General features: G+C 47.4%; 28 protein-coding genes and 1 pseudogene. 13 read left to right on the top strand and 16 right to left on the bottom strand.

Annotation, left to right across the window (positions count from 1 at the left end; genetic code table 11):
* Positions 1-11: 11 nt before the first annotated feature.
* Together KIU71_RS14820 and rsmD are read right to left on the bottom strand one after the other, a co-directional pair.
* Positions 12-956: a choice-of-anchor A family protein gene (locus KIU71_RS14820; RefSeq protein ID WP_214132084.1), complete on the bottom strand. Its 945-nt coding sequence runs from the start codon at positions 954-956 to the stop codon at positions 12-14.
* 121 nt (positions 957-1,077) lie between these two features.
* Complete coding sequence (gene rsmD, locus KIU71_RS14825; protein WP_250207542.1) at positions 1,078-1,701, bottom strand: 16S rRNA (guanine(966)-N(2))-methyltransferase RsmD; 624 nt, start codon at positions 1,699-1,701, stop codon at positions 1,078-1,080.
* 209 nt (positions 1,702-1,910) lie between these two features.
* On the opposite strand from rsmD, the pseudogene ftsY reads away from it, so the two are divergent.
* The 3 genes and pseudogenes from ftsY to ftsX form a co-directional block, all read left to right on the top strand.
* A pseudogene (gene ftsY, locus KIU71_RS14830) lies at positions 1,911-2,888 on the top strand (signal recognition particle-docking protein FtsY); the annotation flags it as partial.
* A 25-nt stretch (positions 2,889-2,913) separates the two neighbouring features.
* Positions 2,914-3,603: a cell division ATP-binding protein FtsE gene (gene ftsE / locus KIU71_RS14835; RefSeq protein WP_214132085.1), complete on the top strand. Its 690-nt coding sequence runs from the start codon at positions 2,914-2,916 to the stop codon at positions 3,601-3,603.
* A complete protein-coding gene (gene ftsX / locus KIU71_RS14840; protein ID WP_214132086.1) occupies positions 3,600-4,583 on the top strand; it encodes a permease-like cell division protein FtsX in 984 nt (327 codons plus the stop codon). The genes ftsE and ftsX overlap by 4 nt, the downstream gene beginning before the upstream one ends.
* A gap of 4 nt (positions 4,584-4,587) precedes the next feature.
* Here ftsX and KIU71_RS14845 read toward each other — a convergent pair whose 3' ends face one another.
* The gene (locus KIU71_RS14845; protein ID WP_214132087.1) at positions 4,588-5,841 is read right to left on the bottom strand and encodes an EAL and HDOD domain-containing protein; all 1,254 of its coding nucleotides are present in this window, start codon (positions 5,839-5,841) and stop codon (positions 4,588-4,590) included.
* 57 nt (positions 5,842-5,898) lie between these two features.
* On the bottom strand, positions 5,899-7,122 hold the full coding sequence (locus KIU71_RS14850) for an EAL and HDOD domain-containing protein (protein WP_214132088.1): 1,224 nt from the start codon (positions 7,120-7,122) through the stop codon (positions 5,899-5,901).
* Between the two features lie 283 nt (positions 7,123-7,405).
* On the opposite strand from KIU71_RS14850, the gene rpoH reads away from it, so the two are divergent.
* The gene (gene rpoH, locus KIU71_RS14855) at positions 7,406-8,260 is read left to right on the top strand and encodes an RNA polymerase sigma factor RpoH (RefSeq protein ID WP_214132089.1); all 855 of its coding nucleotides are present in this window, start codon (positions 7,406-7,408) and stop codon (positions 8,258-8,260) included.
* Between the two features lie 78 nt (positions 8,261-8,338).
* Here rpoH and KIU71_RS14860 read toward each other — a convergent pair whose 3' ends face one another.
* Genes KIU71_RS14860 through pip form a run of 4 tightly spaced genes read right to left on the bottom strand, consistent with a single transcriptional unit; the run spans position 8,339 to position 11,261 of the window.
* Positions 8,339-8,824, bottom strand: a complete 486-nt coding sequence (locus tag KIU71_RS14860) for a SixA phosphatase family protein (protein WP_214132090.1) — start codon at positions 8,822-8,824, stop codon at positions 8,339-8,341.
* 44 nt (positions 8,825-8,868) lie between these two features.
* Positions 8,869-9,774, bottom strand: a complete 906-nt coding sequence (locus KIU71_RS14865) for a bifunctional GNAT family N-acetyltransferase/hotdog fold thioesterase (RefSeq protein ID WP_214132091.1) — start codon at positions 9,772-9,774, stop codon at positions 8,869-8,871.
* A gap of 43 nt (positions 9,775-9,817) precedes the next feature.
* Positions 9,818-10,255, bottom strand: a complete 438-nt coding sequence (gene dtd, locus KIU71_RS14870) for a D-aminoacyl-tRNA deacylase (protein ID WP_214132092.1) — start codon at positions 10,253-10,255, stop codon at positions 9,818-9,820.
* Between the two features lie 37 nt (positions 10,256-10,292).
* On the bottom strand, positions 10,293-11,261 hold the full coding sequence (pip, locus tag KIU71_RS14875) for a prolyl aminopeptidase (protein ID WP_214132093.1): 969 nt from the start codon (positions 11,259-11,261) through the stop codon (positions 10,293-10,295).
* A 77-nt stretch (positions 11,262-11,338) separates the two neighbouring features.
* Between pip and KIU71_RS14880 the strand changes: the two genes are divergently transcribed.
* From KIU71_RS14880 to KIU71_RS14890, 3 genes are all read left to right on the top strand, one after another.
* Complete coding sequence (locus tag KIU71_RS14880) at positions 11,339-11,575, top strand: hypothetical protein (RefSeq protein ID WP_214132094.1); 237 nt, start codon at positions 11,339-11,341, stop codon at positions 11,573-11,575.
* Positions 11,575-12,228 (top strand): DUF2959 domain-containing protein, encoded by a 654-nt coding sequence (locus KIU71_RS14885; RefSeq protein WP_214132095.1) that lies wholly within the window; start codon positions 11,575-11,577, stop codon positions 12,226-12,228. Before KIU71_RS14880 ends, KIU71_RS14885 begins: the two co-directional genes overlap by 1 nt.
* A 167-nt stretch (positions 12,229-12,395) precedes the next feature.
* Positions 12,396-13,979 (top strand): ABC-F family ATPase, encoded by a 1,584-nt coding sequence (locus KIU71_RS14890; protein WP_214132096.1) that lies wholly within the window; start codon positions 12,396-12,398, stop codon positions 13,977-13,979.
* Between the two features lie 10 nt (positions 13,980-13,989).
* On the opposite strand, the gene KIU71_RS14895 is transcribed toward KIU71_RS14890, so the two are convergent.
* From KIU71_RS14895 to KIU71_RS18135, 3 genes are all read right to left on the bottom strand, one after another.
* Entirely contained in the window at positions 13,990-14,853 is an 864-nt protein-coding gene (locus KIU71_RS14895) for a virulence factor BrkB family protein (RefSeq protein ID WP_250207553.1), read from the bottom strand.
* Positions 14,854-14,917: 64 nt separating this feature from the next.
* The gene (gene metF, locus KIU71_RS14900; protein ID WP_214132175.1) at positions 14,918-15,802 is read right to left on the bottom strand and encodes a methylenetetrahydrofolate reductase; all 885 of its coding nucleotides are present in this window, start codon (positions 15,800-15,802) and stop codon (positions 14,918-14,920) included.
* A gap of 375 nt (positions 15,803-16,177) precedes the next feature.
* Complete coding sequence (locus tag KIU71_RS18135) at positions 16,178-16,276, bottom strand: hypothetical protein (protein WP_390881914.1); 99 nt, start codon at positions 16,274-16,276, stop codon at positions 16,178-16,180.
* Positions 16,277-16,676: 400 nt separating this feature from the next.
* Between KIU71_RS18135 and metJ the strand changes: the two genes are divergently transcribed.
* Positions 16,677-17,021: a met regulon transcriptional regulator MetJ gene (gene metJ / locus KIU71_RS14905; RefSeq protein ID WP_214132097.1), complete on the top strand. Its 345-nt coding sequence runs from the start codon at positions 16,677-16,679 to the stop codon at positions 17,019-17,021.
* 29 nt (positions 17,022-17,050) lie between these two features.
* Here metJ and KIU71_RS14910 read toward each other — a convergent pair whose 3' ends face one another.
* Positions 17,051-18,304, bottom strand: coding sequence for a malic enzyme-like NAD(P)-binding protein (locus tag KIU71_RS14910; RefSeq protein ID WP_214132098.1), 1,254 nt, complete (start codon positions 18,302-18,304; stop codon positions 17,051-17,053).
* Positions 18,305-18,822: 518 nt separating this feature from the next.
* On the opposite strand from KIU71_RS14910, the gene KIU71_RS14915 reads away from it, so the two are divergent.
* Positions 18,823-19,140, top strand: coding sequence for a hypothetical protein (locus KIU71_RS14915; RefSeq protein WP_214132099.1), 318 nt, complete (start codon positions 18,823-18,825; stop codon positions 19,138-19,140).
* Positions 19,141-19,165: 25 nt separating this feature from the next.
* Here KIU71_RS14915 and rpmE read toward each other — a convergent pair whose 3' ends face one another.
* On the bottom strand, positions 19,166-19,378 hold the full coding sequence (gene rpmE / locus KIU71_RS14920) for a 50S ribosomal protein L31 (protein WP_214132100.1): 213 nt from the start codon (positions 19,376-19,378) through the stop codon (positions 19,166-19,168).
* 199 nt (positions 19,379-19,577) lie between these two features.
* On the opposite strand from rpmE, the gene priA reads away from it, so the two are divergent.
* The 4 genes from priA (at position 19,578) to hslU (ending at position 24,305) form a co-directional block, all read left to right on the top strand.
* A complete protein-coding gene (gene priA, locus KIU71_RS14925; protein WP_214132101.1) occupies positions 19,578-21,749 on the top strand; it encodes a primosomal protein N' in 2,172 nt (723 codons plus the stop codon).
* Positions 21,750-21,794: 45 nt separating this feature from the next.
* On the top strand, positions 21,795-22,331 hold the full coding sequence (locus tag KIU71_RS14930; RefSeq protein WP_214132102.1) for an SPOR domain-containing protein: 537 nt from the start codon (positions 21,795-21,797) through the stop codon (positions 22,329-22,331).
* 83 nt (positions 22,332-22,414) lie between these two features.
* Positions 22,415-22,939, top strand: a complete 525-nt coding sequence (gene hslV, locus KIU71_RS14935; protein WP_214132103.1) for an ATP-dependent protease subunit HslV — start codon at positions 22,415-22,417, stop codon at positions 22,937-22,939.
* A 37-nt stretch (positions 22,940-22,976) separates the two neighbouring features.
* Positions 22,977-24,305, top strand: coding sequence for an HslU--HslV peptidase ATPase subunit (gene hslU, locus KIU71_RS14940; protein WP_214132104.1), 1,329 nt, complete (start codon positions 22,977-22,979; stop codon positions 24,303-24,305).
* Here the strand turns inward: hslU and KIU71_RS14945 are convergent.
* The 3 genes from KIU71_RS14945 to KIU71_RS14955 form a co-directional block, all read right to left on the bottom strand.
* On the bottom strand, positions 24,285-25,235 hold the full coding sequence (locus KIU71_RS14945) for an ATP-grasp domain-containing protein (protein ID WP_214132105.1): 951 nt from the start codon (positions 25,233-25,235) through the stop codon (positions 24,285-24,287). The two genes, hslU and KIU71_RS14945, sit on opposite strands and share 21 nt — an antisense overlap.
* Positions 25,236-25,319: 84 nt before the next feature.
* Entirely contained in the window at positions 25,320-25,514 is a 195-nt protein-coding gene (locus KIU71_RS14950) for a hypothetical protein (RefSeq protein ID WP_214132106.1), read from the bottom strand.
* A 170-nt stretch (positions 25,515-25,684) separates the two neighbouring features.
* Positions 25,685-25,942 carry a hypothetical protein gene (locus tag KIU71_RS14955; RefSeq protein WP_214132107.1) on the bottom strand — a complete coding sequence of 86 codons (258 nt, stop codon included), beginning with the start codon at positions 25,940-25,942 and terminating at the stop codon, positions 25,685-25,687.
* Positions 25,943-25,959: the final 17 nt, after the last annotated feature.

Genomic DNA, 25,959 nt, shown 5'->3' on the forward strand with positions numbered 1-25,959 from the left:
TCAGGTCACTATTATACGTTAGAGCGTTTGAATCGACCTATCAACAATGCACCCAGCCCGAGCAATAATAGCGCGGCGGCATGGGGTTCGCTGACCTGTTTTATGTCAAGCGGTGGTGTGTCATCTGCGTTGAATGGTGCATAGTTTAGTTGCGTGCCACCGTTGATCCCCGTCGTAAAACTATTGGCAATGAACTGACCATTGATCATACCCCCAGTACCGAAAACATCGGCATTCGGCGCTAAAACCGAACCATACAGCGATGTATTGATGGTTAATGACGTCGCCTCATAGAAATTAAACAGAACATTGGACGCATCGTGCTGTAACCAGCTAGTGGTTTTGAGCAACCAGTCTTTGGCGCCCATGGTAATATCATTGCCACTGATGTTGAGAACGATTCTGGAACCAAGCTGTTCCGGCGCAGTAAACACGGACGTGAAATCGCTAAACTGGCTCGGCGAAATATGTGCAATCAACGTGTCTTGGAACGCGGCGCTTTGCAGCGTCAACTGACTCCACTTAGCATTTGCATTGGCATTATTTGCAACACTCAGTGATTCAGACAGTGAAATAAAATGCGCTTGAGAAGCGATGCCCATCTCTGGTGCTGCACGCAGCGCATTGGTGTTACTCACTGACGCAGTGCCGCCAACATAAGCCAGTCCATTCACATCGCCGCCCACTAAATCAAGATTACCACTCACCGTGAGCGCTCGTTTGTCAGCTTGATTCAGGGTGCCAACCGTGTAGCCCGTTAATGTTGCGTTACCGCCAACAATCAATGAACCTTGTGAGTCATTGTATTTGCCCACGAAGTCGCCAAATACGATGGCATTAGCGTCACTGATATTGTCAAAACTGATCACAGCCGCCAATGCAGGCGTTATGATAAATAGTGACAGCGCTGTCACTGAAGTGAGGAGTCGAACGGGTTTTGCGAAAAGATTGAACATAATACTCGGCTTATTCAATATAAAAGACGTGCGCATTATACGCAAAGCGGTTAAAAAATCTACTGGTCGTACCAAAAATCGTCTTAACCGTTTTAGGCTGGAGGCTTGACAATAGAAGGCTCTAGCCGATTCTGCTTGACCACAACGAGTAAGTCACTTGGTGCGTGCTTTTCTGCTTTTTCAGCGCGAGAGGATAGTGACTTGCATCGAAATCCAGCGCCTTTTCAGCTTCGATATAAATAAGGCCATCAGTCGCTAGCAATCCGGCACTGAAAATAGCATCAAGGGCGGGTTGTAGCAGATTCTGTTCAAACGGAGGATCAAGAAAGATAATATTGAAGGCGCGCTGGCACGCGCTCAGATAGCGTAGCGCATCGCCCTGAACAACCTCAAGCTGTTCGCTACTCAGCTTAAGTTGCTGTGCGTTCTCACGGAGCTGAGCTGCGCCCGGCGGGTACTGTTCCACCATTGTAACTGAGGCAGCACCCCGCGACAGCGCCTCAAACCCCAGCCCGCCGCTCCCGGCAAACAAGTCTAAACAGTTTGCATCGTAGACATCGTGCATCAACCAGTTAAATAGCGTTTCTTTGGTACTGTCGGTAGTCGGGCGCAAACCTTGCGCACTGAGCACGGGTAGCTTTCGTCCTCGCCACTGACCAGAGATAATCCGGATACTGCCTTTTTGTTGAGCTTGGGCGGAGCGTTTGCTGCGCTGCCGTTGCGGCATTTTTGTATCTCGCTTCATGCGGTCGGTCAATGATATAGTTAGTACAATGAATGCTGCCAGTTTAGCTGAAACTGGCACCCACGTAGAGATGGAAACGCGATTAAATGTCGAAATTTTTGGATTGGTTTAGTAAAGAGAAGAATAAACCAACAACACCCAGTGTCGAAAAGAAGCCGGAAGATACCGCCTCACTGCCAAGCGAGCCGAACAACGCCCACGCCGAACCGGTTGCAGAGCCAGAGCTGCCCGCGCAGCCCGAATCACCAGCACCGAAGCCTAAATTTTTTGAACGTTTAAAGGCGGGTTTGTCGCGTACTAAGCAAAATATTGGCACCGGCTTTGTCGCTTTATTTCGCGGTAAAACCATAGACGACGAACTTTATGAAGATTTAGAAACTCAATTGCTTGTCGCTGATTTGGGCATGGACACAACGACAAAAATCATTAAGAACCTGACTGAAAAGGCTAAGCTATCACAATTAAAAGATGGCGAGGCGCTGTACAGCTTGCTTAAAGAGCAACTACGAGACATGTTGCAGCAGGTAGAGCAACCCTTATCGCTGAACACTGACACTGGGCCTTTTGTAATATTAATGGTGGGTGTGAACGGTGTAGGTAAAACCACTACCATCGGTAAGCTTGCTAAGCAGTACCAACAGCAAGGTAAAAAGGTGATGTTAGCTGCTGGAGACACATTCCGAGCCGCGGCCGTTGAGCAGTTGGAAGTGTGGGGTGAGCGCAATAATATTCCGGTTATCGCCCAGCATACCGGCGCAGATAGCGCATCAGTTCTGTTCGATGCACTTCAGTCAGCGAAATCCAGAAACATTGATGTGTTAATTGCAGATACGGCTGGGCGATTGCAGAACAAAGATAACTTGATGGAAGAGTTGAAAAAAGTGGTTCGCGTGATGAAAAAGATCAATCCTGACGCACCGCATGAAGTGATGCTTGCGCTGGATGCGGGCACTGGGCAAAACGCGATTAGCCAAGCCAAGCTTTTCAATCAAGCGGTTGGGCTAACGGGTATAACGTTGACCAAACTGGATGGTACTGCCAAAGGTGGTGTGATTTTCGCGATAGCGGACCAGTTTAACATTCCCATCCGGTACATCGGCGTGGGAGAAGGGATAGACGATCTCCGTCGGTTTGATAGCGGTGAATTCATCGACGCGTTGTTTGCCGAAAACGAAAACATCGAGTAGCGCGCTGATAAGGTAAACTGAAATTATGATCAAGTTCGCCCAAGTAAGTAAAACCTACGCTGGTGGCCAGCGAGCACTGCAAAAAGTCAGCTTCCATCTCAAACAAGCTGAGATGGGCTTTTTAACAGGGCATTCAGGCGCAGGTAAAAGCACGCTACTTAAGCTTATCAGCATCATGGAGCGCCCCACAGTGGGTAAAATCTTCATTAACGGGCATGACCTCAGTAAAATTTCGCGCAACCAAGTGGCTTATATACGCCGCGACATCGGTATGATCTTTCAAAACCATCACCTCCTGATGGATAAAACCGTGTTCGACAATGTGAGTTTGCCATTGGTCATCGAGGGCTATTCACACAAACAAATTCACAAACGCGTGGATGCCGCACTGGAAATGGTGGGCCTAGCCGACAAGCAGCGTCAGTTGCCAATGGCGCTATCCGGCGGAGAGCAACAACGTGTTGGTATCGCTCGAGCGGTGGTTAACAAGCCACCATTACTGTTGGCAGACGAACCCACAGGTAATCTAGACCCGAAGTTATCTATGGAAATCATACGCTTATTCGAAGATTTTAATCAGGCCGGTGTATCGGTGTTGATCGCAACGCATGACCTAGGGCTAATTGCTCGCATGCGGTACCGCACACTGACATTGAAGAACGGCCAGATGATTACGGATGGCTTGACTGAGAGTGACGGGGAGATTGACGCGTGAGCTTGCTCTTTAAGGAACGAGATACCGGCGGAGCGCGCAGCGCGAAAGTGAACTTCTCGCAACGATTTCTAATGTTTTTTGTCAATCATTTGCGTCAGGCTGTGCATAGTTTAGGTGAGCTATGGCGGCAACCGGTAGCGTCGCTGATGACCATTGGCGTATTGGGCTTAAGCATCACCTTGCCCAGCACCTTGTATATTTTAGTCGCGAATGTCGAAAAGCTGAGTGAGGGCTGGCAACAAGCCTCAGAAATATCACTGTTTCTAAAACCTACGGTGTCCCAACAACAGTCGCAGCAACTGGTGAACAAACTATCCGTCTTCGATGAAATAGACAGCGTGGTGTTTATTCCCAAAGATGAAGCGCTAATCGAGTTTGAAAAGCTTTCCGGGCTCGGTGATGCGATTGCGTATTTGGATGAAAATCCCATTCCCGATGTGATCTTGGTCACGCCTACCACGATGCACTCTAGTCCGACAGCGGCTCAGCTTTTACTCGATAAGTTGCTCAAAGAGCGCGAAGTTGATATCGGTAAGCTAGACATAGAGTGGCTGGAACGCTTGTACGCGTTGGTGAATGTGGCACGTGAATTAGTCACCTTTATTGGTTTGTTGCTCTTTTTGGCTGTCGTGTTGATTATCGGCAATACTATTCGCTTAAATATTCTTAGCAAGCACGACGAAATTCTTGTGATGAAATTAGTGGGCGCGACGGATGCGTTTATTCATAGGCCATTTTTGTACACCGGATTTTGGTTTGGTTTATTAGGCGGCCTGATCGCGTGGTTCGCTGTACTCGCCATATTGTGGTGGATGGACGCGAGTATTGAGCGCTTTGCCGAGTTGTATCAAAAGCAATTCAACATTACCAGCCTTGATGCGCAGGCGCTGGTGGTTATGTTGGGTGTGTCAATTTTGTTGGGTTTGCTGGGATCGTTTATTTCAGTTCAACGCCACGTAAAACAAATCGAACCAAAATAAAGATTTAGGCGCTTTTTTCCGGCCTTACGAGCTTTTTCGGAAAGTTAGACGATAACGTCTGGCGCACGCCATTACCCCATACAATGGCTTGATTGTAGAGTCCGTGAAGTTCTTTTTGATCGATCTCAAGCTGTTTTGCCACTTTAATGACATTGAGCCACAAGCCACTTTCAAACGCGCGTACAGCAATAAAATACGGGTTAAACTCCGCACTTTGACCGAGTAAGCCTTGGTTCACTTCATCAGACAGTGGAAGCTGGTGAAGTATGTCAGCAATGTCTTGATCCAGTAGTGCATCCAATAACGAGAACAAGCCAATCAGAAATCCCACCGGTGGGTTGCTTCTAAACGCTCTGCGTTGTGAGAGCAAGTCAAAGAATTTAGCGCGCACTAGCGACATATGGGTTAATTCAAGGGGCTTTTCATCGCTTAAGGTTGCCAATGACAGCAAGGCGATGAATTTTTTGATTTCAACTTCGCCCATGTAATTCAGAGCATGCCGTAGCGAACTGATCTTATACCGCTTGTTGATCAGTGGGTTATTGATAAAACGTAGTAGCAGATAAGACAACGCCGCATCGCGTTCAATAATTTCATTGATGCGTTCAAAATTGAACAGCTCATTGCTACTTTCGCCCATCAAATCAATTAATGTCAGTTTATTCGCAGGCAGGTCTCGTTGTAGGCGCGCCTCTGGCTGCGAAAAGAAATAGCCCTGAAAGAATTGAAAGCCGAGCGATTGCGAATTGGCAAAATCATCATAGGTGTTAATGTGTTCAGCGATTAAATCCACAGACGCATCAGCCAAACGAGGCAACTGAGATTCCAGGACTTCAAGGCGAATAGCGTGCAAATCTACTTTGACAATATCAACAAGCGGTACCAACGCGGCTTGTCGATTTAAAAACTGCGGATCATCCAGCGCTAACTGAAAGCCTAAATTTTTGATGTGTTTGCACGCATCCATCAAGCCTGCATCGCCCGACGGGTCACGGTTAAGTTCAATCACAATGCGATCAGGATCTAAATCGGATGGCAGCCCGGTAATCAGTTTTTCGGGTGTAAAGCTAATGAATGACTTTTTATCCCCACTGATATCGTCTAGCCCCAGCGCATGAAAATGCTGAGCAATATACGCTGATTTTTTTTCATCATGTTCAGGATACGAGCCTTCTTGCCCATCGCGAAACATAAGTTCATAAGCGTATACATCTTTTTCTTTGTCCAAAATGGGCTGGCGCGCGATAAAGGCGAACATATTAGTATCCTGTCCTTAGGGAATTGATAGCTGCTAGGCGTTGTAACCTACAGAGTTTCATTGGTTTAGTGCACTCATCTGCATGGCATGACCCCACTTAATAGCTTCATTATAGAAACTGTGGATCACGTTTTTATCCACTTTATATTTTATTGAGAATTTTTCAATTGCTGGCCAATTGCCGGATTCAAAGGCACGAGAAACTACAACGCACTCGTGCAAAACGTTGGGTTCTCCGCGCAGGGCCTGTTTGACATCGTCGACCACGGGCAGCTTTTCAACCAAGCTCGGCATGGTTTGCTCCAAAATACTGTCGAGCAGGGAAAATAATCCCGTTAAAAACCCAGTTGGTGGGTTTTCATGTTGATTCAACTTAATCGACAGGAGTTCACAAAATTTCGCCCGTACCAGCGACATGTGCATTAATTCATGCGGCTTGCCGTCGCTTAAATTAGCTAATGCCAATAGCGCAATAAATTTTTTAACTTCCACTTCACCCATGTAAGTCAGCGCGTGGCGAAGTGAATTGATGCGGTTACGCTTGTTAAAGAACGGGTTATTAATAAAGCGCAGCAACATAAAAGAAAGCCCCACGTCGCGCTGCAGAACCTCATTCACCTTATCGTAATCGAAGTTGTGCGAAGAGCTGACAGAAACCAGTTCCAACAAAGACAACTTAGAAGCACCTAGTTGCTTGTGTTTTACCACTTCTGGGCGGGCAAGATAATAGCCTTGAAAATAGTCAAAACCCAGTTCGCGATAGGTATGAAATTCATTCAGCGTTTCAACTTTTTCGGCGACCAACTTCACCTTATGCTCTTTCAACTTATGAATATGCTGCTCTGTGGTCGCTAGCGGGCACTCCTGAATGTCGACTTTAACGATATCGACAAATGGCAGGAACACGTCCCATTTCGGATCGAAATCGTAATCATCCAAAGCGAGTTTGTAGCCAAGATTTCTAATATGGCGGCAGGCAGACACCAGTTCTTTGGTCACTTCAATGGTTTCAAGTATTTCGATGACAACCGCATTTGCGTCTAATGAGGTCGGAAAACGATACAACAGCGTGTCTTTGTGGAAATTAATAAAAGCCGTTTTGTTGCTGCAAATTTCTTCAATGCCCAACGATAGATGGCTTGATGTCAGAATTTTAGACGTGGCTTCATCGGCGGAGATATCAGGAAAGCAATTTTTTTCGCTGTCTCTGAATAGCAGTTCGTAGGCAATCACGTTCTGCTCAGTATCAAATATAGGCTGTCGAGCAATATATGCGAACATGCGATCGTTATCTCAAAGGTTAACGTACAAAAGGCAACGTATTATGCCCAAAAAATAGTCGAATTGTTAGAGACAAGAATGAAACTTTTTATTTGAATCATGGGTCTTGATATTACATAGAATGATATTATATTTCTGATGCGACCGTTAGTCTTGCGCCATTCTGTGTTACTTTGGGTAACAGATAAGATTAACGGCTCAGAAATTTACTCGATTAACGCCTGAGGCCATTGGCTAAATTTAACTGCCTTTGGTACAATTTCTGGATGGATAGAGGTAACAAATGAGTACAAAAATGCAGTCTTTAGCATTAGCTGTTCCTCGCAGTGGTAGCATAGAAAGCTACATTCAAGCTGTCAGTGGGATCAATATGTTGACCGCTGAAGAGGAGCAAGCCTTAGCCCAGCGTCTTCGTGATGAAGATGATCTCGGTGCTGCCAGAAAATTGGTGATGTCACACCTACGTTTTGTGGTGCACATTGCCAAGTCTTACTCTGGATATGGCTTACCCCAAGCTGATTTAATCCAAGAGGGTAATATTGGGTTGATGAAAGCCGTCAAACGATTCGACCCCACTGTTGGAGTCCGCTTAGTGTCTTTTGCTGTGCATTGGATCAAAGCTGAAATACACGAATTCGTTCTGAAAAACTGGCGTATTGTTAAAGTGGCAACCACAAAGGCTCAGCGCAAATTGTTCTTCAATTTACGCAAGGCGAAAAAGCGTTTGGGCTGGTTTACCCATGACGAAGTTCAGAAAGTGGCTCAAGAGCTTGGTGTAAGCACTAAAGAAGTGTTGCAGATGGAAGCCCGAATGAGTAGTCAGGATCAGGCGTTTGATTTGTCTGCTGACGATGATGAAAGCGGCAGCTTTGCACCGGTTCAGTTTCTGGAAGATAAATCTGCTGATGTTGAGCAAGACGTTATTGATAGTAATTGGGATCAACGTGCCTCTAAGCGTTTGTATTCAGCCATAAGAACGTTGGATTCACGCAGTCAGGAAATTATTGAGACGCGTTGGTTATCAGACGACAAAACCACGTTGCAAGATTTGGCTGATAAGTATCAAGTATCTGCCGAGCGCGTGAGACAAATTGAAAAGAACGCCATGAAGAAACTACAGGCAGCAATGGTTGCTTAGTAGAAAAGCGTACTTTTAGTGTTAAAAAACCGGCTTCATCGCCGGTTTTTTGTTTTCTAAATAACCGCAAGCGGTGATTCAGTCGACTGTTAGTTGCTCAAGCGATGATACCACTGAGGTTTTCGAAGGGGTATCTCCCGACACATCCCAGTCGATCTTAATGATAAAGACAACCCCATAATCCTTTTCTGCAAGCAGCATTGCTGAGCCACCGAGTTTTTCAACGAGTGCAGGAATGGTATTACTGTGGCCTAAGATGAGGCTGTTTTGTTGGTCAGTCCGAAGCTGCTCGACTAACGACTCAGGTTGACGAGGGTCGTAAATCTCTACCGGCAATCCCAGCGATTTGGCGGTTGGCGCAGCACTTTGGCGAGTACGAAGATAGTCTGTACTGAATATCCGCTCAATACTCAATGGTTCCAATAAACTCGCTAACGCCAGCGCCTGCTGTTGGCCGCGTGCAGTGAGTGCGGGGTCGGCAAAGGCCTTACCATCAGTATCAGCGTCAACTTTTTCAAAATGTCGAGAGAGCACGATGGTTTGCACATTTTGTGCGCCTGCCATTACGCTGTAACTCAGGGCAACGATAAGTAATAGGCCTCTCGCTATCATTTAGCGTTGACCGGTAATACCCAAAACACACCTTTGAATTCTGCAACAGGGGTATCGTTGTCTAGTATATCCACCTGAAGCTTGAGGACCGCTTTCTTATTTCGGCGTAGGTTGTCGACGCTACCCGTAATTGCATCGACAATGCAAATGGCTCGAGGTTGGCGCGTGATCGGTTTGTGGTAATGAATATCGCCGTCACCTAATACAATATCGCCCAGCAGTCCTTGCTCTTTCAACATCAGGTGAATGATCCCCCATCCGGTCAGTGTGGCAAGGGAAAAAATACTACCGGCAAACATGGTACCGTGAATGTTGATGTTCTTATTCAGTGAAGCACGGGTTTCAAATGTCCGACCGGTATATCGGTAGATTTTTATACCCATGTGGTCACTGATCGGTATCGTATCATGCCAGATAGACTGTAGTTCTTGACACCATTTAGGGTGGCGCATCAAAACATTGTTGTCGGTCAGTGGTTTCACCATTTGAGAGCGCTTTAAACTATTGAGCTCATTGGGTGCTTCCGCTTCCACTTCAAAACCGCAGCTTTGGAAAAACGCGATAGAGGTTTCACGACTGTTTGTGATGGCTCGTTCGGCGCCTAAAGAGCGAGCAACATCTTCCAAGGCTGACACAATCATTTGCCCGAGGCCTTGACGTTGATGTTCAGCAGAGACCGCGATATGCCGAACCTGTGCTTCCTCAGACGTATTCAGATGAACTCTTCCACAAGCCACAATATTGCCTTCCTCGTCAAGCAGCATGCGATGTTCGCTGACGGTTTCATACTCATCTTTCTCAGAGCCGGGTGGATAGTTCCATGGCTTTCTAAGGACTTCCCAACGAAACTGAAAATAAGCCTGAAATTGTTCGTCGGTAGCGGGTGTTGTGATTTTGAACAAAGCGACCTCAGTGTAAACGAGCGTGATAGAACAAAACGTTATCTTAGCATTGAAGTGAGAAAGTCACAGGCCCATCGTTGACCAGACTGACCTGCATGTTGGCACCAAACTCCCCCGTTTGCACGTTGGGGATATGTGCGCGAACCGCATCGATAAAATGTTCATACAGCGCCTCTCCCAACGCAGGCGGTGCTCCACGAGAAAAGCCCGGACGATTCCCTTTCTGTGTGTCGGCGACTAATGTGAACTGAGAAACAACCAAAAGCTGACCGTTGATATCGACCAAACTGTTATTCATCTTGCCAAGGTCATCGGCAAACACGCGATATCGCAGCACTTTTTGTGCAAGTTTTTGTGCGTTAGCCTGAGTATCACTTTTCTCTACTCCAAGCAGCAAAACCAAGCCTTGTTGAATGCTGCCAACGATACGCGAATCAACACTCACTGAAGCTTGTGTGACGCGTTGAATTAATCCGATCATGTTTTACCTTCTGTACAACGTTGCGACAATGAAAAGATTACTGGTTTGCCTGCAAAAATGCAGCAAAGTCTTGAGTAGCCTGTACCAAGGCCGCGCTTATACCCGTTTCAGACAGGCTATGACCTGCGTCAGGAATAATCTGCAATGTACTGTTGTGCCAGCGTTGATGAAGCGAATAAGCGGCTTCCATTTTGCAAATCATGTCGTAGCGGCCATGGATGATAGTCGCTGGCAAATGGGTGATGTGATGAAGATTCTCAAGAATATAGTTTTCAGGCAAAAAACACCGGTGGCGTAAGTAGTGACACTCCAGCAAAGCCAGGCTTTTCACAAAATGGAAATCACGTTGACTGATGTGCATGGGAAACGGCAGAGTCAATCGCGAAAGTCTCTCTTCCCAACTAAACCACAGCCTGAGCGCTTGCGTTTGTTTAATTTGATCGGCGTGGGTAAATAGTTGATAAAATTGTTCACACACTTGTTCGCTGTCTTGCGTATCGGTGAGTAGTTGTGTAAATGCGCGATAATGTTCAGGGAAAAGCGACGCTGCGCCGCCGCTAGCGCTTAAAAACCAAGCGGTATCCTGTGCCCGGGCAAGAAAAGTACCTCTCAGTATCAAGCCGCTGACATGAGCAGGATACCGAATGGCGTATACGAGTGCGAGCGTGCTTCCCCAAGACCCACCAAACAATAACCAAGTGGAAATGCCTAAATAGTGGCGAATTTTCTCAATATCTTCGACCAAATCATCCGTTGTATTGTCATTCAGATCGGCAAAAGGCTGGCTTTTTCCGCATCCGCGTTGGTCAAACCCGATGATAAGGTAACGCTCTGGGTCGAATAGGCTGCGGTAGCTCAGTGATAGCCCAGCCCCCGGCCCACCGTGGATGTAGAGCACAGGAATACCATCAGGGTTGCCACTCAATTCGAGATAAAGCGTGTGCCGCTGGTCTACTGACAACTGCTCAGTGCTAAAAGGCGTGAGACTTGGAAACAGTTTTGGCATTAAACTTGTTTATTACCTAACGTTCACCTATGTTATGAACAGTTTTACCATAAATTCAACCGCAAAAGTGAGGAAGTATGTCAGGACAAGGTTCAGGTGGTAACGTGATCGCTGCGATTTGCAGCTTTTTTATCCCCGGTTTAGGCCAATTAGTTCAAGGCCGCATTTTGGCTGCGTTAATGTTTTTCCTGATAGTAGGGGCCTGTTACGGTGCTGCTGCTACGGTTATTTTGTTCTTCTTATGGCCTGTTGGGGCCGTGTTTCATTTGTGGTCAATTATCAGCGCCGCACGCTATCGTCCAGTGGGGATGTAATGAGTCAATATTTAAGTATTCGTTTATTTTCGCTGATCGCAGCCATTGTGCTGCTTTCAGCTTGTCAGTCTGCCTACTATGCGGCTTGGGAAAAAGTTGGTGTGGAAAAACGCGATATTTTGGTTGATCGTGTTGAAGATGCCCGCGAAAGTCAGGAGGATGCACAGGAGCAGTTCGCCTCAGCGCTTGAACAGTTCAGTTCGCTGATTAATTTCGATGGTGGTGAGCTTCAGCGTGTTTATGAAACGCTCAGTGACGAGTATGCATCCAGTAAGGCCTCTGCAGAAGACGTGACCAACCGCATCAACAGTGTGGAAAGCGTTGCAGAAGCCCTGTTCGATGAATGGGAATCTGAGTTAGACAATTACTCGAACGCCAATTTAAAGCGCGACAGCGAGCGACAGCTGAAAGACACCCAACGCCGGTATAAAGACATGCTGAAAGCCATGCGTAAAGTTGAGCGCAGCATGTCGCCGGTGCTGGAAAAGCTCGAAGACAATGTGCTCTATCTTAAGCACAATTTAAATGCCAGTGCGGTGGGTGCATTGCAAGGCGAGTTAAAAACAATCACTCGGGATGTAGGCGCGTTAATCAAAGAGATGAATGCGGCGATTGCCCAATCTGATGCATTTATAAAAACCATTCAAGGCTAAATAGTACATCAGGGCTAGCATTCTGCTGGCCCTGACCTCGCTGTCTTTTCTTTCTGCGGTGTAAATCCAGACTTTTTTGGGTGTTAAGGTTTATCGAAAGCGCCTTTTAGGGTAAAGTGCGCGCGCTTTTTAACCACCCCATTTCTCGCTTTTTTGGAATTCATCTTTTGATCACCACAGCAAACATCACCATGCAGTTTGGCGCAAAGCCGCTGTTTGAAAACATTTCGGCAAAATTTGGCAACGGCAATCGATATGGATTAATCGGCGCAAATGGGTGTGGAAAATCTACCCTGATGAAAATCATGAGCGGCGAACTAACACCCACTTCCGGAAACGTATCGATTTCGCCCGGCGAGCGAATTGGCACATTGAATCAAAACCAGTTTGCATTTGAGCAGTATTCGGTTGTCGATGCGGTGATCATGGGTGATACACATCTTTGGGAAGTGAAAAAAGAGCGCGATCGGATCTATTCTCTGCCTGAAATGAGTGAAGACGATGGCATGAAAGTCGCCGATCTGGAATCGGAATTTGCTGAAATGGACGGTTACACCGCTGAAAGCCGTGCTATTGAGCTTTTGGTTGAAGCGGGCATTGATGAGCGTTTTCATTTCGGTCTGATGTCGGAAGTCGCGCCGGGCTTAAAACTGCGTGTACTGATTGCACAAGCTCTCTTCTCCGAGCCCGACATTTTATTGCTGGACGAGCCAACCAACAACTTGGATATTTACACGATTAAATGGCTAGAGGATGTGCTTAATCAGCGCAAATCAACCATGATTATCATTTCGCATGATCGCCATTTCTTAAATGCAGTGTGTACGCACATGGCCGATATTGACTATGGCGAACTACGTATTTATCCGGGTAATTACGAAGCTTATATGGCTGCGGCGTCGTTAGCACAAGAGCAACTGCTTAATGAGAATGCCAAGAAGAGTGCTGAAATTGAAGAACTGCAAAGCTTTGTAAATCGGTTTTCTGCCAACGCGTCTAAAGCGAAGCAAGCTACCTCTCGCGCACGACGCATGGAAAAAATCCAGTTGGAAGACGTGGTTGCTTCCAGTCGGCAATCACCTTACATCACTTATAAACAGCACAAAAAGTTACATCGTCTGGCGCTGGAGTTGCACGATGTAGAACATGGTTTTGAAGGTAAAACCTTATTTAGAGGCGGCGATATTCTTCTGGAAGCGGGCGCGAAGCTTGCGGTCATTGGTGAAAACGGTGCCGGTAAAACCACGCTCCTACGTTGCTTGGTGAATGAGTTGAGCGCCAACAATGGTGTGATCAAATGGTCTGAAAATGCCGCCATCGGTTACTTACCTCAGGATGTAGGCCGTGACTTTGCAGAGCCGATGAACTTGTTTGACTGGATGTCGCAATGGCGTACGCCGCAGCACGATGATTTAGCGGTACGAGCTATTTTAGGGCGTCTGTTGTTTAGCGCGGATGACATTGTTAAAGACGTGCGCGTGTGTTCCGGTGGCGAAAAGAACCGTTTGATGTTCGGTAAGTTAATGATGCAGGAAATCAATGTGATCATTATGGATGAGCCCACCAACCATATGGATATGGAAGCCATAGAAGCGCTCAACAAAGCACTGAAAGACTTCGATGGTACGCTCATCTTTGTAAGCCACGACCGTGAATTTGTTTCGACACTGGCCACATCGATCATCGAAATCAAAGATCAAAAGCTACGTTACTTTCAAGGCACCTATGACGAATACGTCAGTGGCCGATAAGCAAAAGCCTTTACTCTTCTTCGGTAACCTTTCGTGGCTCTTGGGAGATAGGCTTTTCAAACACTTCGGTGACGGCGCAGGTGAACTCTGCGCCGACTAATACCACAATCCACGATAGATAAATCCATACAAACAAAATCGGTACAACGGCGAGTGCACCGTAAATCAATTCGTAAGACGGGAAGGACGTCACGTAAAGCGAGAACCCTCTTTTGGTAAATTCGAAGAGAATACTGGCCAGAATGGCACCGCTTATCGCGTGCTTAAAGCGCACCCGCCGGTTCGGCACCAACATGTATAAAATCAAAAAGGCTGACAGTGCCAGAACGCTTGGAACGAGACTCAACAGCATCGTGCCCAAGCCGGGCGTGTATTCTTCAGCAAAATTAGCCAGCCCGATAAGGTACGAACTCACCACTACACTGGTACCCATTAACATGGGGCCAAGTGATATAACCATCCAGTAGATAGCTAATGTATACACGATTGGGCGCTCACTGGGCGTGCGCCAAATGGCGTTAAGCGTTTTATCAACATTGGAGATTAACAGTAACGCCACGATCAGCAGTGACAATATGCCTACCGCGCCCATCTGCGATGCGTTACCAACAAATTCTGACATGTAATTTTGTACTACATCGCCAGAAGCGGGAACAAAGTTGTTGAAAATGAAATTTTCGAGTTTTTCGCGAGCCTTTTCAAAAGCTGGGAAAGCCGACATTACGGTGAAAAAAACCATGATGAACGGAACGAGAGACAGTAGCGTTACATACGCCAGGTGTCCGGCCGATACGGTTATCTTGTCTTCTTTACTGCGCGCGATGAAAGTCTTCGCGACAGCGAAAAACTGTGGTTTTCGGCGCTTCCACCACATTTGGGCATCATTCATACAGGCTTTTAATTGCTTCACTCGAATTCACAATATTGCCAGTGTACCGCTAATCGGCGCGCAAACCCAACATATGACAAATCGCATAACTTAATTCACTGCGATTGAGCGTGTAGAAGTGAAAGTGTTTCACCCCTTCTTTGGCTAAGACCTTAACCATGTCCATCGCAATGTTGGCCCCCAACAGATTACGCGTTGTCTGATCAGCTTCATCTAAACCATCAAACTGTTTGTGCAACCATGCAGGCACGTGCACATTTGTCATCGTAGCAAAACGCTGTAGCGTCTGGTAATTCGTAACAGGCAGAATACCTGGCACAATATCCAGATCAATACCCGCCGCTGCCGCACGATCTCGAAAGCGCAAAAACACACTCGTGTCGAAAAAGAACTGGGTAATGGCTTCGCTTGCTCCCGCTTCATTTTTGCGTTTTAAATTGAGCAAATCAAACTGATCGCTACGTGCCTCTGGATGCTTTTCCGGATAGGCGGCGACAGAAATATCAAAATCAGCGACGCCTTTCAGTAAGGCAACCAGATCAGATGCGTACATATCGGGTTTTTGCCCCTGTTCAGGCAAGTCACCGCGCAGCGCGACAATGCGCTTGATCCCGTTCTGCCAATAGTCTTTCGCAATTTGAGTCAGTTCTTCTTTGGTGGCATCAACGCACGTCAGGTGGGGAACGGCGGGTACGCCGATCTCATGCTGGATGCGTTTAACCACATCATGAGTTCGTTCACGCTCACCACTGTTTGCCCCATAAGTCACCGACATATAAGCAGGTTTGAGTGGGGCCAAACGCTCTACCGATTTCCATAACGTGTTTTCCATCGAAGGCGTTTTCGGCGGAAAGAATTCAAATGACACGTCGATGTTGTTGAGTTCAGAAAGCGATTGGTTAAGAGCGTCAATGCCCTGTGCGTAAGAGACCATAATTGTTTGTTTTTTCACATATAGACGTTTAGACGTCTAAAGTAATTGCATTCATGCACTGAGTCAAGCATTCATCTGTAGTCGCTATAGCTAATCTGGCGTTTAAGTGTAAGGAGCTTGGCTCAACTTGGCAGGTAGTAAAAGGTCAAGGGCAGTAGTAACAAAATAAAATACGAAGAATCGTCATCGTGATGAAAATCACGACCTCCATGGAACTCAATAAGGCTTACTATTAATTTACCAAAGTTGCGGACAAATCTTCCCAATTGGTATTCTCTGTACTGATAAGTTGCTGTTTCCACGCTCTATGCCAATTTTTCAATCACTTTTCTCCTAATCTGGCATTTTCGATTTTGAAAAAATGTTTGAAATATGTCAGCTTATGTAGACTGTATTTTTGTATTGATGTATTCGTCGAGCGAGGTTGCTGGTAACGCCAATGTGCAGTGTTGTTTTATGGGTATTGGCAATGATATACGAGCAGGGTTACTTCATCTATCGAATCCATCTGAAATCTTTCTATTTAAAACTCCCCAGCTCATTTCACTATAACGGTTCTGTGAATCGGTTTTAATCGGCTTTACTGTATTCCAAGGAGGTCGTGGCCTCCGCCACGATGACTCTTCTTCGCAGAGGCAGCGTGACGATTCTCCCTTGGTCATGTCCGCGATACGTACATCAAAGATGATTACGTTTAATCACGCTCTGTTTTAAAGAAAGTCAGATTAAATGATGGCTCCAATGGCATTCTAACCAATCATATTCAGTCACGCTTCACCGAATGGCTGATTGACCTTTGGGCTACAACGTTTAGAATTTCGCAGCATAAGACTACAATGATACGTCAATAACAAAAACCATTAGAGGCTGATCAATGGCAAAGTGGAATGGCAAATACATTCACCCCTACGCAGAGCACGGAAAGAAAAGTGAGCAGGTGAAAAAGGTAACGGTCTCAATACCGACGAACGTTCTTAAAGCATTGACGGACGAGCGCACCCGACGCCAGATTAATAACTTACGACACGCAACGAATTCTGAATTGCTGTGTGAAGCGTTCTTGCACGCATTTACCGGGCAACCATTACCAAATGACGATGATCTGCGCAAAGATAATCCAAATAGGATCCCTTCTGAAGCCCGCAGCATCATGCAAGAAATGGGCATCGAAGATTTTCAGGGAGAGAATGATCTGGACGATAGCAAGGCCAGCGATTAACACGCAGGCCTGACTGAGCGTTTTCCGTGTTAATTTTTATCTTGCATGTAGCCTTCCGGTAAAGCCTCAAGCCTTGCCACACCCGAATCAATCGCTGCTTGGGCAACCGTGGTGGCGATCTTCGAGCACAATCTTGGATCCATTGGTTTAGGAATGATGTAGTCTTTTCCGAAGGTGAGTGATGTTGAATTACTGGCTTTGAGTACTGAGTCAGGCACAGGCATTTTCGATACTTCACGAATCGCTTCGACAGCCGCGACTTTCATTTCATCGTTGATAGCCGACGCGCGCACGTCCAGCGCACCGCGGAAAATGAATGGAAAGCACAGTACGTTGTTGACCTGATTCGGGTAATCGGATCGACCCGTCGCCATGATCAAATCGTCGCGCACTTCATGCGCCAGTTCGGGTTTAATTTCCGGGTCCGGGTTTGAGCAGGCAAACACGATAGGATTTGGTGCCATTAGCGCCAAGGTTTCTGGGGGTAGTAGATCAGGCCCAGACACACCAACAAAAATATCAGCGCCATCCATCACGTCTTCCAGCGTGCGTTTGTCCGTGTTGTTGGCAAACAGTTGTTTGTGCGGCGTTAAATCGTCTCGGCGCGTGTGTATCACGCCTTTGCGATCCAGCATGTAAATTTTTTCACGTTGCGCACCGCATTTTATCAGCAATTCCATACAGGCCACTGCCGCCGCGCCTGCACCGAGGCATACGATAACAGACTCATTGAGTTCTTTGCCCTGAATGTCGAGCGCATTGAGCATACCCGCCGCAGTAACAATGGCGGTACCGTGTTGGTCGTCATGAAACACTGGAATTTTACAGCGCTGGATTAACGCTTGTTCAATTTCGAAACACTCAGGGGCTTTAATGTCTTCTAAGTTAATACCCCCAAAGGTATCAGCGATATTGGCTACCGTGTTGATAAACTCTTCGGTCGTGCGGTGTTTCACTTCAATATCAATCGAATCGATACCGGCGAAATGCTTGAATAATAACGCCTTACCTTCCATGACCGGTTTCGAGGCTAAAGGCCCAAGATTGCCCAGGCCTAGAATGGCAGTGCCGTTTGAAATAACAGCCACCATGTTGCCTTTAGCGGTATATTTGTAGGCAAGTTCCGGGTCATCGGCGATTTCGCGAACCGGTTCGGCAACCCCCGGGCTGTAAGCTAGCGCAAGATCGCTAACGCTCGTCGCTGGCTTGCTCAGCTCAATTTTTATTTTACCCGGAGTGGGTTTAGCGTGGTAATCCAGTGCTTTTTGTCGAAAATCTGACATAAGTGAAAGATCCTTGATAGAGAGTGTGTAGGGTACAGCGATTAGTCGCCTTATTGTTTTAAGCAATGTAGCACACCGATGTCACAGCGCATATCGGATGTGACGATGTTATTGACGCTACCATAATTCAAATAAAAGGTAATACCATTCAACAAGAAATGGAAAATTCTTTACATTCATTGCGTGAATGTATAAATAATGACCTATGAAAGCTTATTGGGTTTTAATTTCTGCATTATGCTGGAATGGCCGAGATCCCAATGCCGACGATTGAATAATGTGCTGCAACTGGAATAACGTGAAGTACCGCCAAGCCCGCTGAATCAACTAAAGACCAAAAAGACTGAGACACCAATATTGCCTTATGTGGTGAAGTAAAACGTGCATTGGTGATGGATCGCTGCAACAAAGCTCGCTATGCTGTCATCCACAAGAAGAGGAGCTCAGAATGAATCGCGTATTACGCATAAAGCTGGTTCGCCTGCTGTCTGATAAGGCACAGCAGCGGCAGTAGTAACATGAACATAAAACGATTTATTGATCGATTCGAGTCGATCCAGCACCTTCCCAGAGAGTCTCAGTTCACTGTGTTGGAAAAAGCGTACCAACAGACTGCGAGATGGAAATTTTCTGCCGTTGCGGCGTTATCGCCGGTGCTCTGTGTGTGTTTGCTAGCGCTGTGTGGTTACTATCTTTTCGATGGCTCAGTGGTCGCTATTGGGGTGGGGGTTGTGCTTGGCTTATTGCTATCTCGTGTGGTGGTATCAGAATGCGAGTCGTTTTGGATAGCGTCAGCACTGAAGACCGAATTTGCCCACAAAAAAAGCGCCGAATAGGCGCTTTCCAGTCGGTGCGAGAGCCTTACTTTTTGCTCATCGCGCCAAAACGTTTCTTAAAGCGATCAACACGGCCGCCGGTATCAACATTACGCTGCTTACCAGTGTAGAACGGGTGACACGCTGAACAAACGTCAAGATTCATGTCTTTGCCAAGGGTCGAACGGACCTTGATCACGTTGCCACAAGAACATGTTGCTGTCATTTCTTCATACTTAGGATGGATATCTTGTTTCATGGGATTACCTCATTTAAGGCCGTATCGCTATTCCGCCCGAAGCTGAACACCATACGTTATAAAAATATGCTCGCGCCGGTGCGGTATTAATCCACAGGGCGGTTGCCGTAAAGAGCGGCGCATATTAATGTAGAGGCCTGTATCGATCAAGTGATTTTATGACTTTCCCGCCTATTTTTTGCTCAATTTCGAGGTCTATGTGTCAATAGTTCAGGTGGCGCTGCCAGTTCCCATGCGAAAACTGTTCGACTACCTGTCACCGTCCCTATTGCCGGGTACGCGCGTGTTGGTCGAATTTGGTCGCCGCGAATTGGTGGGGATTGTCATTGCGTCGCGCGGTGATGCTTCAGTAGAGCATGATAAGCTTAAGTCAGTTAAATCAGTGCTTGACGATAAGCCGGTATTCGACGCACCGATGCTCGCCTTAGGCCAATGGTTGGCAGGTTATTTACACCACCCCCTTGGTGACTTGTTATCCAGCATGCTGCCAGCGGGTTTGCGTCGCGCTCAGCCGCTTCCCGATATGACCATCGAAATGCTGGAACTCACCCCAAAAGGCGAGCGTCAACTTGAACAAAAGATGCGCGCTAAGCAGCAACAGGCATTGATGTCACTGCTTACCCAAGGCGCGATACCGTTAGAGCAGGCCCGAGAGCAGTTCAGTTTAGCAGTAATAAAAGCCTGCTGTGACAGTGCATTTGTCGTGCGCAAGTCTGTGCTACGCGAGCCTTCGCTGGATTGGCAAGCTCATATCTCGTTGGGCAATATACCGGTGCCGACATCAGAGCAGGCATTGGCGATTGCTACCGTCACAGCGCGCCTAGGGCGTTTTATCACCTATCTACTGGAAGGTGTTACGGGAAGCGGTAAGACAGAAGTTTACCTGCAAACCATTCAGCCGGTTCTGCTTAAAGGGCAGCAGGTTCTGGTTTTGGTACCCGAAATTGGGTTGACACCACAAACGGTAAAGCGTTTTGAGCAGCGGTTTGGATTACCGATTGGGTTGCTGCATTCCGGATTGAACGACAGACAAAGATTAACCGTGTGGCAACAAGCGAGAAGTGGCGAAATCGGATTAGTGATTGGCACGCGCAGCGCCGTATTTACCCCGTTCAAGTCACTGGGGCTGATTATCGTCGATGAAGAACACGATGAATCATACAAGCAGCAAGATGGCCCTCGCTACCACGCTCGCGATGTTGCCGTCGTTCGAGCACAACGAGATGAGATCCCCTTGATATTGGGCAGTGCCACACCGTCGCTTGAGTCACTGAATAACGCACTGCATCATAAATATCAGTTATTGCAGTTACACCAACGCACTGGCCATGCAAAGATGGCACAACAAAATATCATGGATGTGCGTAGTCATTCGCTCAGCTATGGATTAGCCGATCCGATGGTGCAAAAAATGCAAACGCATTTGCGTGCAGGTGGTCAGGTTTTAGTCTTTGTGAACCGTCGGGGTTACGCGCCCTCGCTTGTCTGCCACGCCTGCGGGCATGTTGAGCTCTGCCAGCGCTGCGATGCACCCTTTACCGTGCATAAAAGTGTGGGGCGATTGCACTGCCACCGATGTGAAAATGTTCGGCCTGTGCCCCGTCAATGCGCGCAATGCGCTAGCCACGATGTACTCTCCCAAGGCGTTGGTACCGAGCAACTGGAAGAGGGGCTGCAAAGACTATTTCCACAGTATTCCAGCGTGCGGGTCGACAGTGACAGCGTGCGCGGTAAAGACAAGCTACCTCAGTTGATAGACGCCATTAACCGCAACCAGCATCAAATACTGATTGGCACGCAGATCCTGTCCAAAGGCCATCATTTTCCACGAGTCACTTTGGTCGTTATCATGGATGTAGACGGTGCCCTATTTAGCGTGGACGTGCGCGCCACTGAGAAACTGGCACAGTTAATTACTCAACTTTCCGGTCGTGCTGGGCGAGAAAACCGCCATGGCGAAATGTGGCTGCAGAGCCATCACCCAGATCATCCTCTACTACAAGATTTAATTCACAATGGTTATGCTCACTTTGCTCGTCATGCGTTGTCTGAACGCAAGGCAGCTCATGCCCCACCCTTTGTGCAGCAAACTTTATTTCGCGCAGAAGCGACTGAGTTGAATGCGGCGTTTGAATTTTTAAATGAGACAAAAGCGTTATTTACTCACAACGCTGCGGTACAGGCGTTGGGTCCTTTTCCTGCCGTGCAGTTTAAGCGCGCAGGCCGGTTTCGCATGTTGCTGACCGTGCAATGTTATTCGCGTAAAACACTGCATGCCAGCATCGCTGAATGTTTACCGGTGATTGAAGCAAGTAAACGAGGAAAGAAGGTGCGTTGGTCTATTGATGTGGCGCCAACTGATGTATCCTAGCGCGTCAATCATCGAGGTGACTCAGTCTGAACCGTATAGAGTAAAATGTCGCAAAAAGATTATGTGAAGCGGGGCCGTGGCCCTTCAAAAAAAGTACCGCCAAAGAAACCTATGCCGTGGGTTAGTGTTGTTATAGCGCTGGTACTCATTATGGGTTTTATCGCGTTTTTATGGCAAATCAAAGACAACGCGCCGGATGCTGAAGCGCCAGTGAAGGTGCCCGAGATAGTCTCACCACAGACTGAAGAGGAACTTCCAGAGCTGGTTGAGGAAGAATGGGACTTTATTAAGACACTTCCAGGCTACGAAGTCGAAATTGACGAAACGGAACGGCCGGTCTCAACGAAACGCTATTTATTGCAGTGCGGCAGCTTCCGGCAAGAAGCGCGAGCTGAAGAAATGCGTGCGCAAATTGCCTTTGTAGGTCTTGAAGCTGCCGTGCGCCCCAGTGACGGAAGCAATGGGCGTTGGTATCGTGTAGTGTTGGGTCCCTTTGACAGTAAACGAGACGCTGAGCGCGGCCGACATACCATTCGGGATACGGGTATTCGCACCTGCCAAATTCGCTACTGGACAACCTAGCAGAGCGAGTGAACCTGTCGGGCGACTTGAAAAGCCGCCCGAAAGCCCCACCTAGTCCTCATTGAGTACGTAGAGGATTTCATATGACCACAATCGTGTCGGTGCGGCGCAATAACGAAGTCGTGATCGCGGGAGACGGGCAAGTTTCACTCGGTAATACTGTAATGAAGGGTAATGCCAAGAAAGTACGCCGTCTATATAACAATAAGGTGATTGCCGGTTTTGCTGGCGGTACGGCTGATGCGTTCACACTGTTTGAACGCTTTGAAAGCAAGCTGGAAATCCATCAGGGGCATCTTACTCGCGCTGCGGTAGAGCTAGCGAAAGACTGGCGAACCGATCGGATGCTACGCCGACTCGAGGCTTTATTGGCAGTGGCTGATCACACTGCTTCTTTCATCATTACGGGTAATGGCGATGTTGTGCAGCCTGAAGACGACTTGATTGCGATTGGCTCTGGCGGGCCCTTTGCGCAGGCCGCAGCGACTGCCTTGCTGAAAAACACGGAATTAAGTGCGGGTGACATCGCTGAGAAAAGTTTGTCGATCGCAGGCGATATTTGTGTCTTCACCAATCACAGCCACACGGTTGAAACGCTGAGCTATTAGCTCGCCACCTCCCCCTATTTTGTAGAGAATATTAACTATGTCCGAAATGACACCCAGAGAAATTGTCCACGAATTGGACCGTCACATTATTGGTCAGCAGGATGCAAAGCGCGCAGTGTCTATCGCGCTGCGCAATCGCTGGCGACGCATGCAACTGGACGAAGAGTTGCGCCAAGAAGTGACCCCGAAAAACATCCTGATGATCGGCCCCACTGGCGTGGGCAAAACAGAAATTGCCCGCCGTTTAGCGAAACTGGCCAATGCGCCATTTATAAAAGTTGAAGCGACAAAATTTACAGAAGTTGGCTATGTTGGTAAGGAAGTTGAGTCGATCATTCGTGATTTAGCAGACATCGCAGTTAAATTGACCAAAGAGCAGGAGATGGCCAAAGTCAAATATCGCGCGGAAGAAGCAGCGGAAGAACGCGTACTCGATGCGCTGATCCCGTCACCGAAAGACGTGTTCGGTGAATCTGAAGAGGTCTCCAATAAGAACACCCGACAGGCGTTCCGAAAAAAGTTGCGCGAAGGCCAATTAGATGACAAAGAAATAGAAATTGATGTTGCGTTGCCGCAGGTTGGGGTTGAGATCATGGCACCACCGGGCATGGAAGAAATGACCAACCAGCTTCAGGGAATGTTCCAGAATTTGTCGGGCTCACAGAAAAAGAGCAAGAAGCTGAAAATCAAGGATGCGTTCAAGTTACTGGTGGAGGAAGAAGCGGCCAAGCTAGTCAATCAGGAAGAGCTGAAAGAGAAAGCCCTGTTCAACGTTGAGCAACATGGAATTGTGTTTATCGATGAGATTGACAAAATCTGTAAACGTGAAGGTACCGGCAGCGCAGACGTTTCTCGTGAAGGGGTGCAGCGTGATCTATTACCATTGGTAGAGGGATCAACGGTATCCACTAAACACGGTATGGTCAAAACCGATCATATTTTGTTTATTGCATCCGGTGCATTTCAGATGAGTAAACCCTCTGATCTTATCCCAGAGCTGCAAGGCCGTTTACCCATTCGTGTTGAATTGTCAGCCCTTAAAGTCGAAGATTTTGTGCGCATTTTAACTGAACCCAATGCTTCGCTGACTGAGCAATATGTCGCTTTAATGAAAACTGAAGGTGTTGATGTGGAGTTCACTGACAGCGGCATTCAGCGTATCGCCAGCGCTGCATGGACGGTGAATGAACGTACTGAAAATATCGGTGCACGCCGATTGCACACAGTTCTTGAACGCTTGATGGAAGACATTTCTTACGATGCATCAGAAAAAAGCGGTGAGAAAGTGACCATCGATGAGAACTACGTGAATGAACATCTTAACGCTTTGGTGGATAACGAAGATTTAAGCCGGTTCATTCTGTAACGATGTCACATAACGCCCCTGACGGGTGTTTGGGGTGCTACACAATAAATGTGCTAGTGCTTCTGTAATGGGTAAGCCGGTGGCGCGTTCAAGTTCAACAAACATCGGGCTTGGGTTCGCCTCTAAAAAGAAATAACGCCCGTCGCTGGTTCGACGCCAATCTATTGCAGTCCATTGCATTCCAAATCCGCGCATAATTCGTTTAGCTAATTGCTGGATAGCGCGGGGAGTTGGAATAGCGAGTGCCACTGCCAGCTTATCATCGCGATAGTCGATGCTGTTAGAGCGGATCAGCGCGCTGTAGACCTTATCACCAATGACAAACGTCCGGATGTTTTCACCATCAATGTAAGCTTGCAAAGTCCACGGCCCGCTCGACAGGAGTTGGGCCAGTTTCTCGTTGCGTTGCCCTAACTGGGGGAGAACAATCGTATGGCATCCGCCATGAGTCGGTTTAGCAACAACCTCTTCATATTGCGACGCAAACGCAATGGCCGTGTCGAGCGAGCTTCCGACGTAGGTGGCAGGAATTGACGCTCCCAGATATTGTGCATAATACAACTGGCGCGGTTTTATCTTATGGCTTTCGATGGCAGCGCGAGGATTAACCCAGTGTATGGTGGGGGTATCTAGGAATGTTTTGAGCATGCAAACACTGTTCGCGGTGTCAGCATTGGTATCGTTGATCGGCCGCGGCGCATATATCGTCCGCCAGTACACTGAACCAATGCGGTTAAAACTGATGCGCTGCTCACTCAGTGTGATACTGCCTATGTTATTTTCTACGCGGAAATCGATGGGGTTGCGCTGAGGGTACTCGCGCGTATCAAAGTGATAAACACACCTGCCTTGTTGTTGTAAGGCTTGAGTGACCTGCTGAACCTCAGGTTCGTGCTGGCAGCCAAGGATAACAGTACATTGTTTCGGCATAAGGTTTTTCACTGGTAAAGTACCAATTAAGTGAACGAGGATCTGGGCCTGTAGCCACAGCACCCACAATCCTCAGTGGCAGGCCTACAGTAAATCAGGCTCTGGTAAACTGCCGCCATCCTCACCCAATGCCTGCGTATAGGCGACAGGTGGGCGAATAATCGGACTGGGTTTCACGTCGTTGTCGCCTGGGTAGGGAAAAGGAATCGCCGATTTAGCGCCGCCTTGTACATCGGCCAAGTCTTGTGTGGCTACTTCTTCAATATTTACGTTTTTCATGTCTAACTCCATTTAAATCATTATTAACTCAACAACGGGTGCTGCTGAGGCTCGCATCGGTGGCAACCGTTGGTCGCATCGGTGACAACCGTTGATTGCATCAAGCAAGCACCTACAGCTTAGCACTTGCCAACTCCCTGTCGCCTGTACTGAAGCGCGGTTATGCCGTGCTATTTGATACCGTCACGGTTGTAGGGCATATCTTTTAGCGTGTCAGAAGCCCCACGCAAATAAGAATGTTTTACCGCGCTACGCATCGCCAATATCCACACCATGTTGCAGATAAAAAAGCCCATCCAAAAGTCAGGTTTTTGTGCAGTGACGAGAAAATAAAAAAAACAAAAACCGCCCACTGCCAATAAGCTAAATAGTGAGTAGAGCAAAATGAGTTCGCGGTAAAACGGTAGTTTTTCAATTAATAGGCCCACGCTAATGTCTCCAACGG

The organism is Alteromonas oceanisediminis, assembly GCF_018474025.1.
GTDB classification, from domain to species: domain Bacteria; phylum Pseudomonadota; class Gammaproteobacteria; order Enterobacterales; family Alteromonadaceae; genus Alteromonas_E; species Alteromonas_E oceanisediminis.

Coding starts and splice junctions, on each gene's coding strand:
- KIU71_RS14820 (WP_214132084.1), bottom strand. CDS start 956: ATGTTCAATCTTTTCGCAAAACCCGTTCGACTCCTCACTTCAGTGACA.
- rsmD (WP_250207542.1), bottom strand. CDS start 1,701: ATGAAGCGAGATACAAAAATGCCGCAACGGCAGCGCAGCAAACGCTCC.
- ftsE (WP_214132085.1), top strand. CDS start 2,914: ATGATCAAGTTCGCCCAAGTAAGTAAAACCTACGCTGGTGGCCAGCGA.
- KIU71_RS14845 (WP_214132087.1), bottom strand. CDS start 5,841: ATGTTCGCCTTTATCGCGCGCCAGCCCATTTTGGACAAAGAAAAAGAT.
- KIU71_RS14850 (WP_214132088.1), bottom strand. CDS start 7,122: ATGTTCGCATATATTGCTCGACAGCCTATATTTGATACTGAGCAGAAC.
- rpoH (WP_214132089.1), top strand. CDS start 7,406: ATGAGTACAAAAATGCAGTCTTTAGCATTAGCTGTTCCTCGCAGTGGT.
- KIU71_RS14860 (WP_214132090.1), bottom strand. CDS start 8,824: ATGGCAGGCGCACAAAATGTGCAAACCATCGTGCTCTCTCGACATTTT.
- dtd (WP_214132092.1), bottom strand. CDS start 10,255: ATGATCGGATTAATTCAACGCGTCACACAAGCTTCAGTGAGTGTTGAT.
- pip (WP_214132093.1), bottom strand. CDS start 11,261: ATGCCAAAACTGTTTCCAAGTCTCACGCCTTTTAGCACTGAGCAGTTG.
- KIU71_RS14880 (WP_214132094.1), top strand. CDS start 11,339: ATGTCAGGACAAGGTTCAGGTGGTAACGTGATCGCTGCGATTTGCAGC.
- KIU71_RS14885 (WP_214132095.1), top strand. CDS start 11,575: ATGAGTCAATATTTAAGTATTCGTTTATTTTCGCTGATCGCAGCCATT.
- KIU71_RS14895 (WP_250207553.1), bottom strand. CDS start 14,853: ATGTGGTGGAAGCGCCGAAAACCACAGTTTTTCGCTGTCGCGAAGACT.
- metF (WP_214132175.1), bottom strand. CDS start 15,802: ATGGTCTCTTACGCACAGGGCATTGACGCTCTTAACCAATCGCTTTCT.
- metJ (WP_214132097.1), top strand. CDS start 16,677: ATGGCAAAGTGGAATGGCAAATACATTCACCCCTACGCAGAGCACGGA.
- KIU71_RS14910 (WP_214132098.1), bottom strand. CDS start 18,304: ATGTCAGATTTTCGACAAAAAGCACTGGATTACCACGCTAAACCCACT.
- KIU71_RS14915 (WP_214132099.1), top strand. CDS start 18,823: ATGAACATAAAACGATTTATTGATCGATTCGAGTCGATCCAGCACCTT.
- rpmE (WP_214132100.1), bottom strand. CDS start 19,378: ATGAAACAAGATATCCATCCTAAGTATGAAGAAATGACAGCAACATGT.
- KIU71_RS14930 (WP_214132102.1), top strand. CDS start 21,795: ATGTCGCAAAAAGATTATGTGAAGCGGGGCCGTGGCCCTTCAAAAAAA.
- hslV (WP_214132103.1), top strand. CDS start 22,415: ATGACCACAATCGTGTCGGTGCGGCGCAATAACGAAGTCGTGATCGCG.
- hslU (WP_214132104.1), top strand. CDS start 22,977: ATGTCCGAAATGACACCCAGAGAAATTGTCCACGAATTGGACCGTCAC.
- KIU71_RS14945 (WP_214132105.1), bottom strand. CDS start 25,235: ATGCCGAAACAATGTACTGTTATCCTTGGCTGCCAGCACGAACCTGAG.
- KIU71_RS14950 (WP_214132106.1), bottom strand. CDS start 25,514: ATGAAAAACGTAAATATTGAAGAAGTAGCCACACAAGACTTGGCCGAT.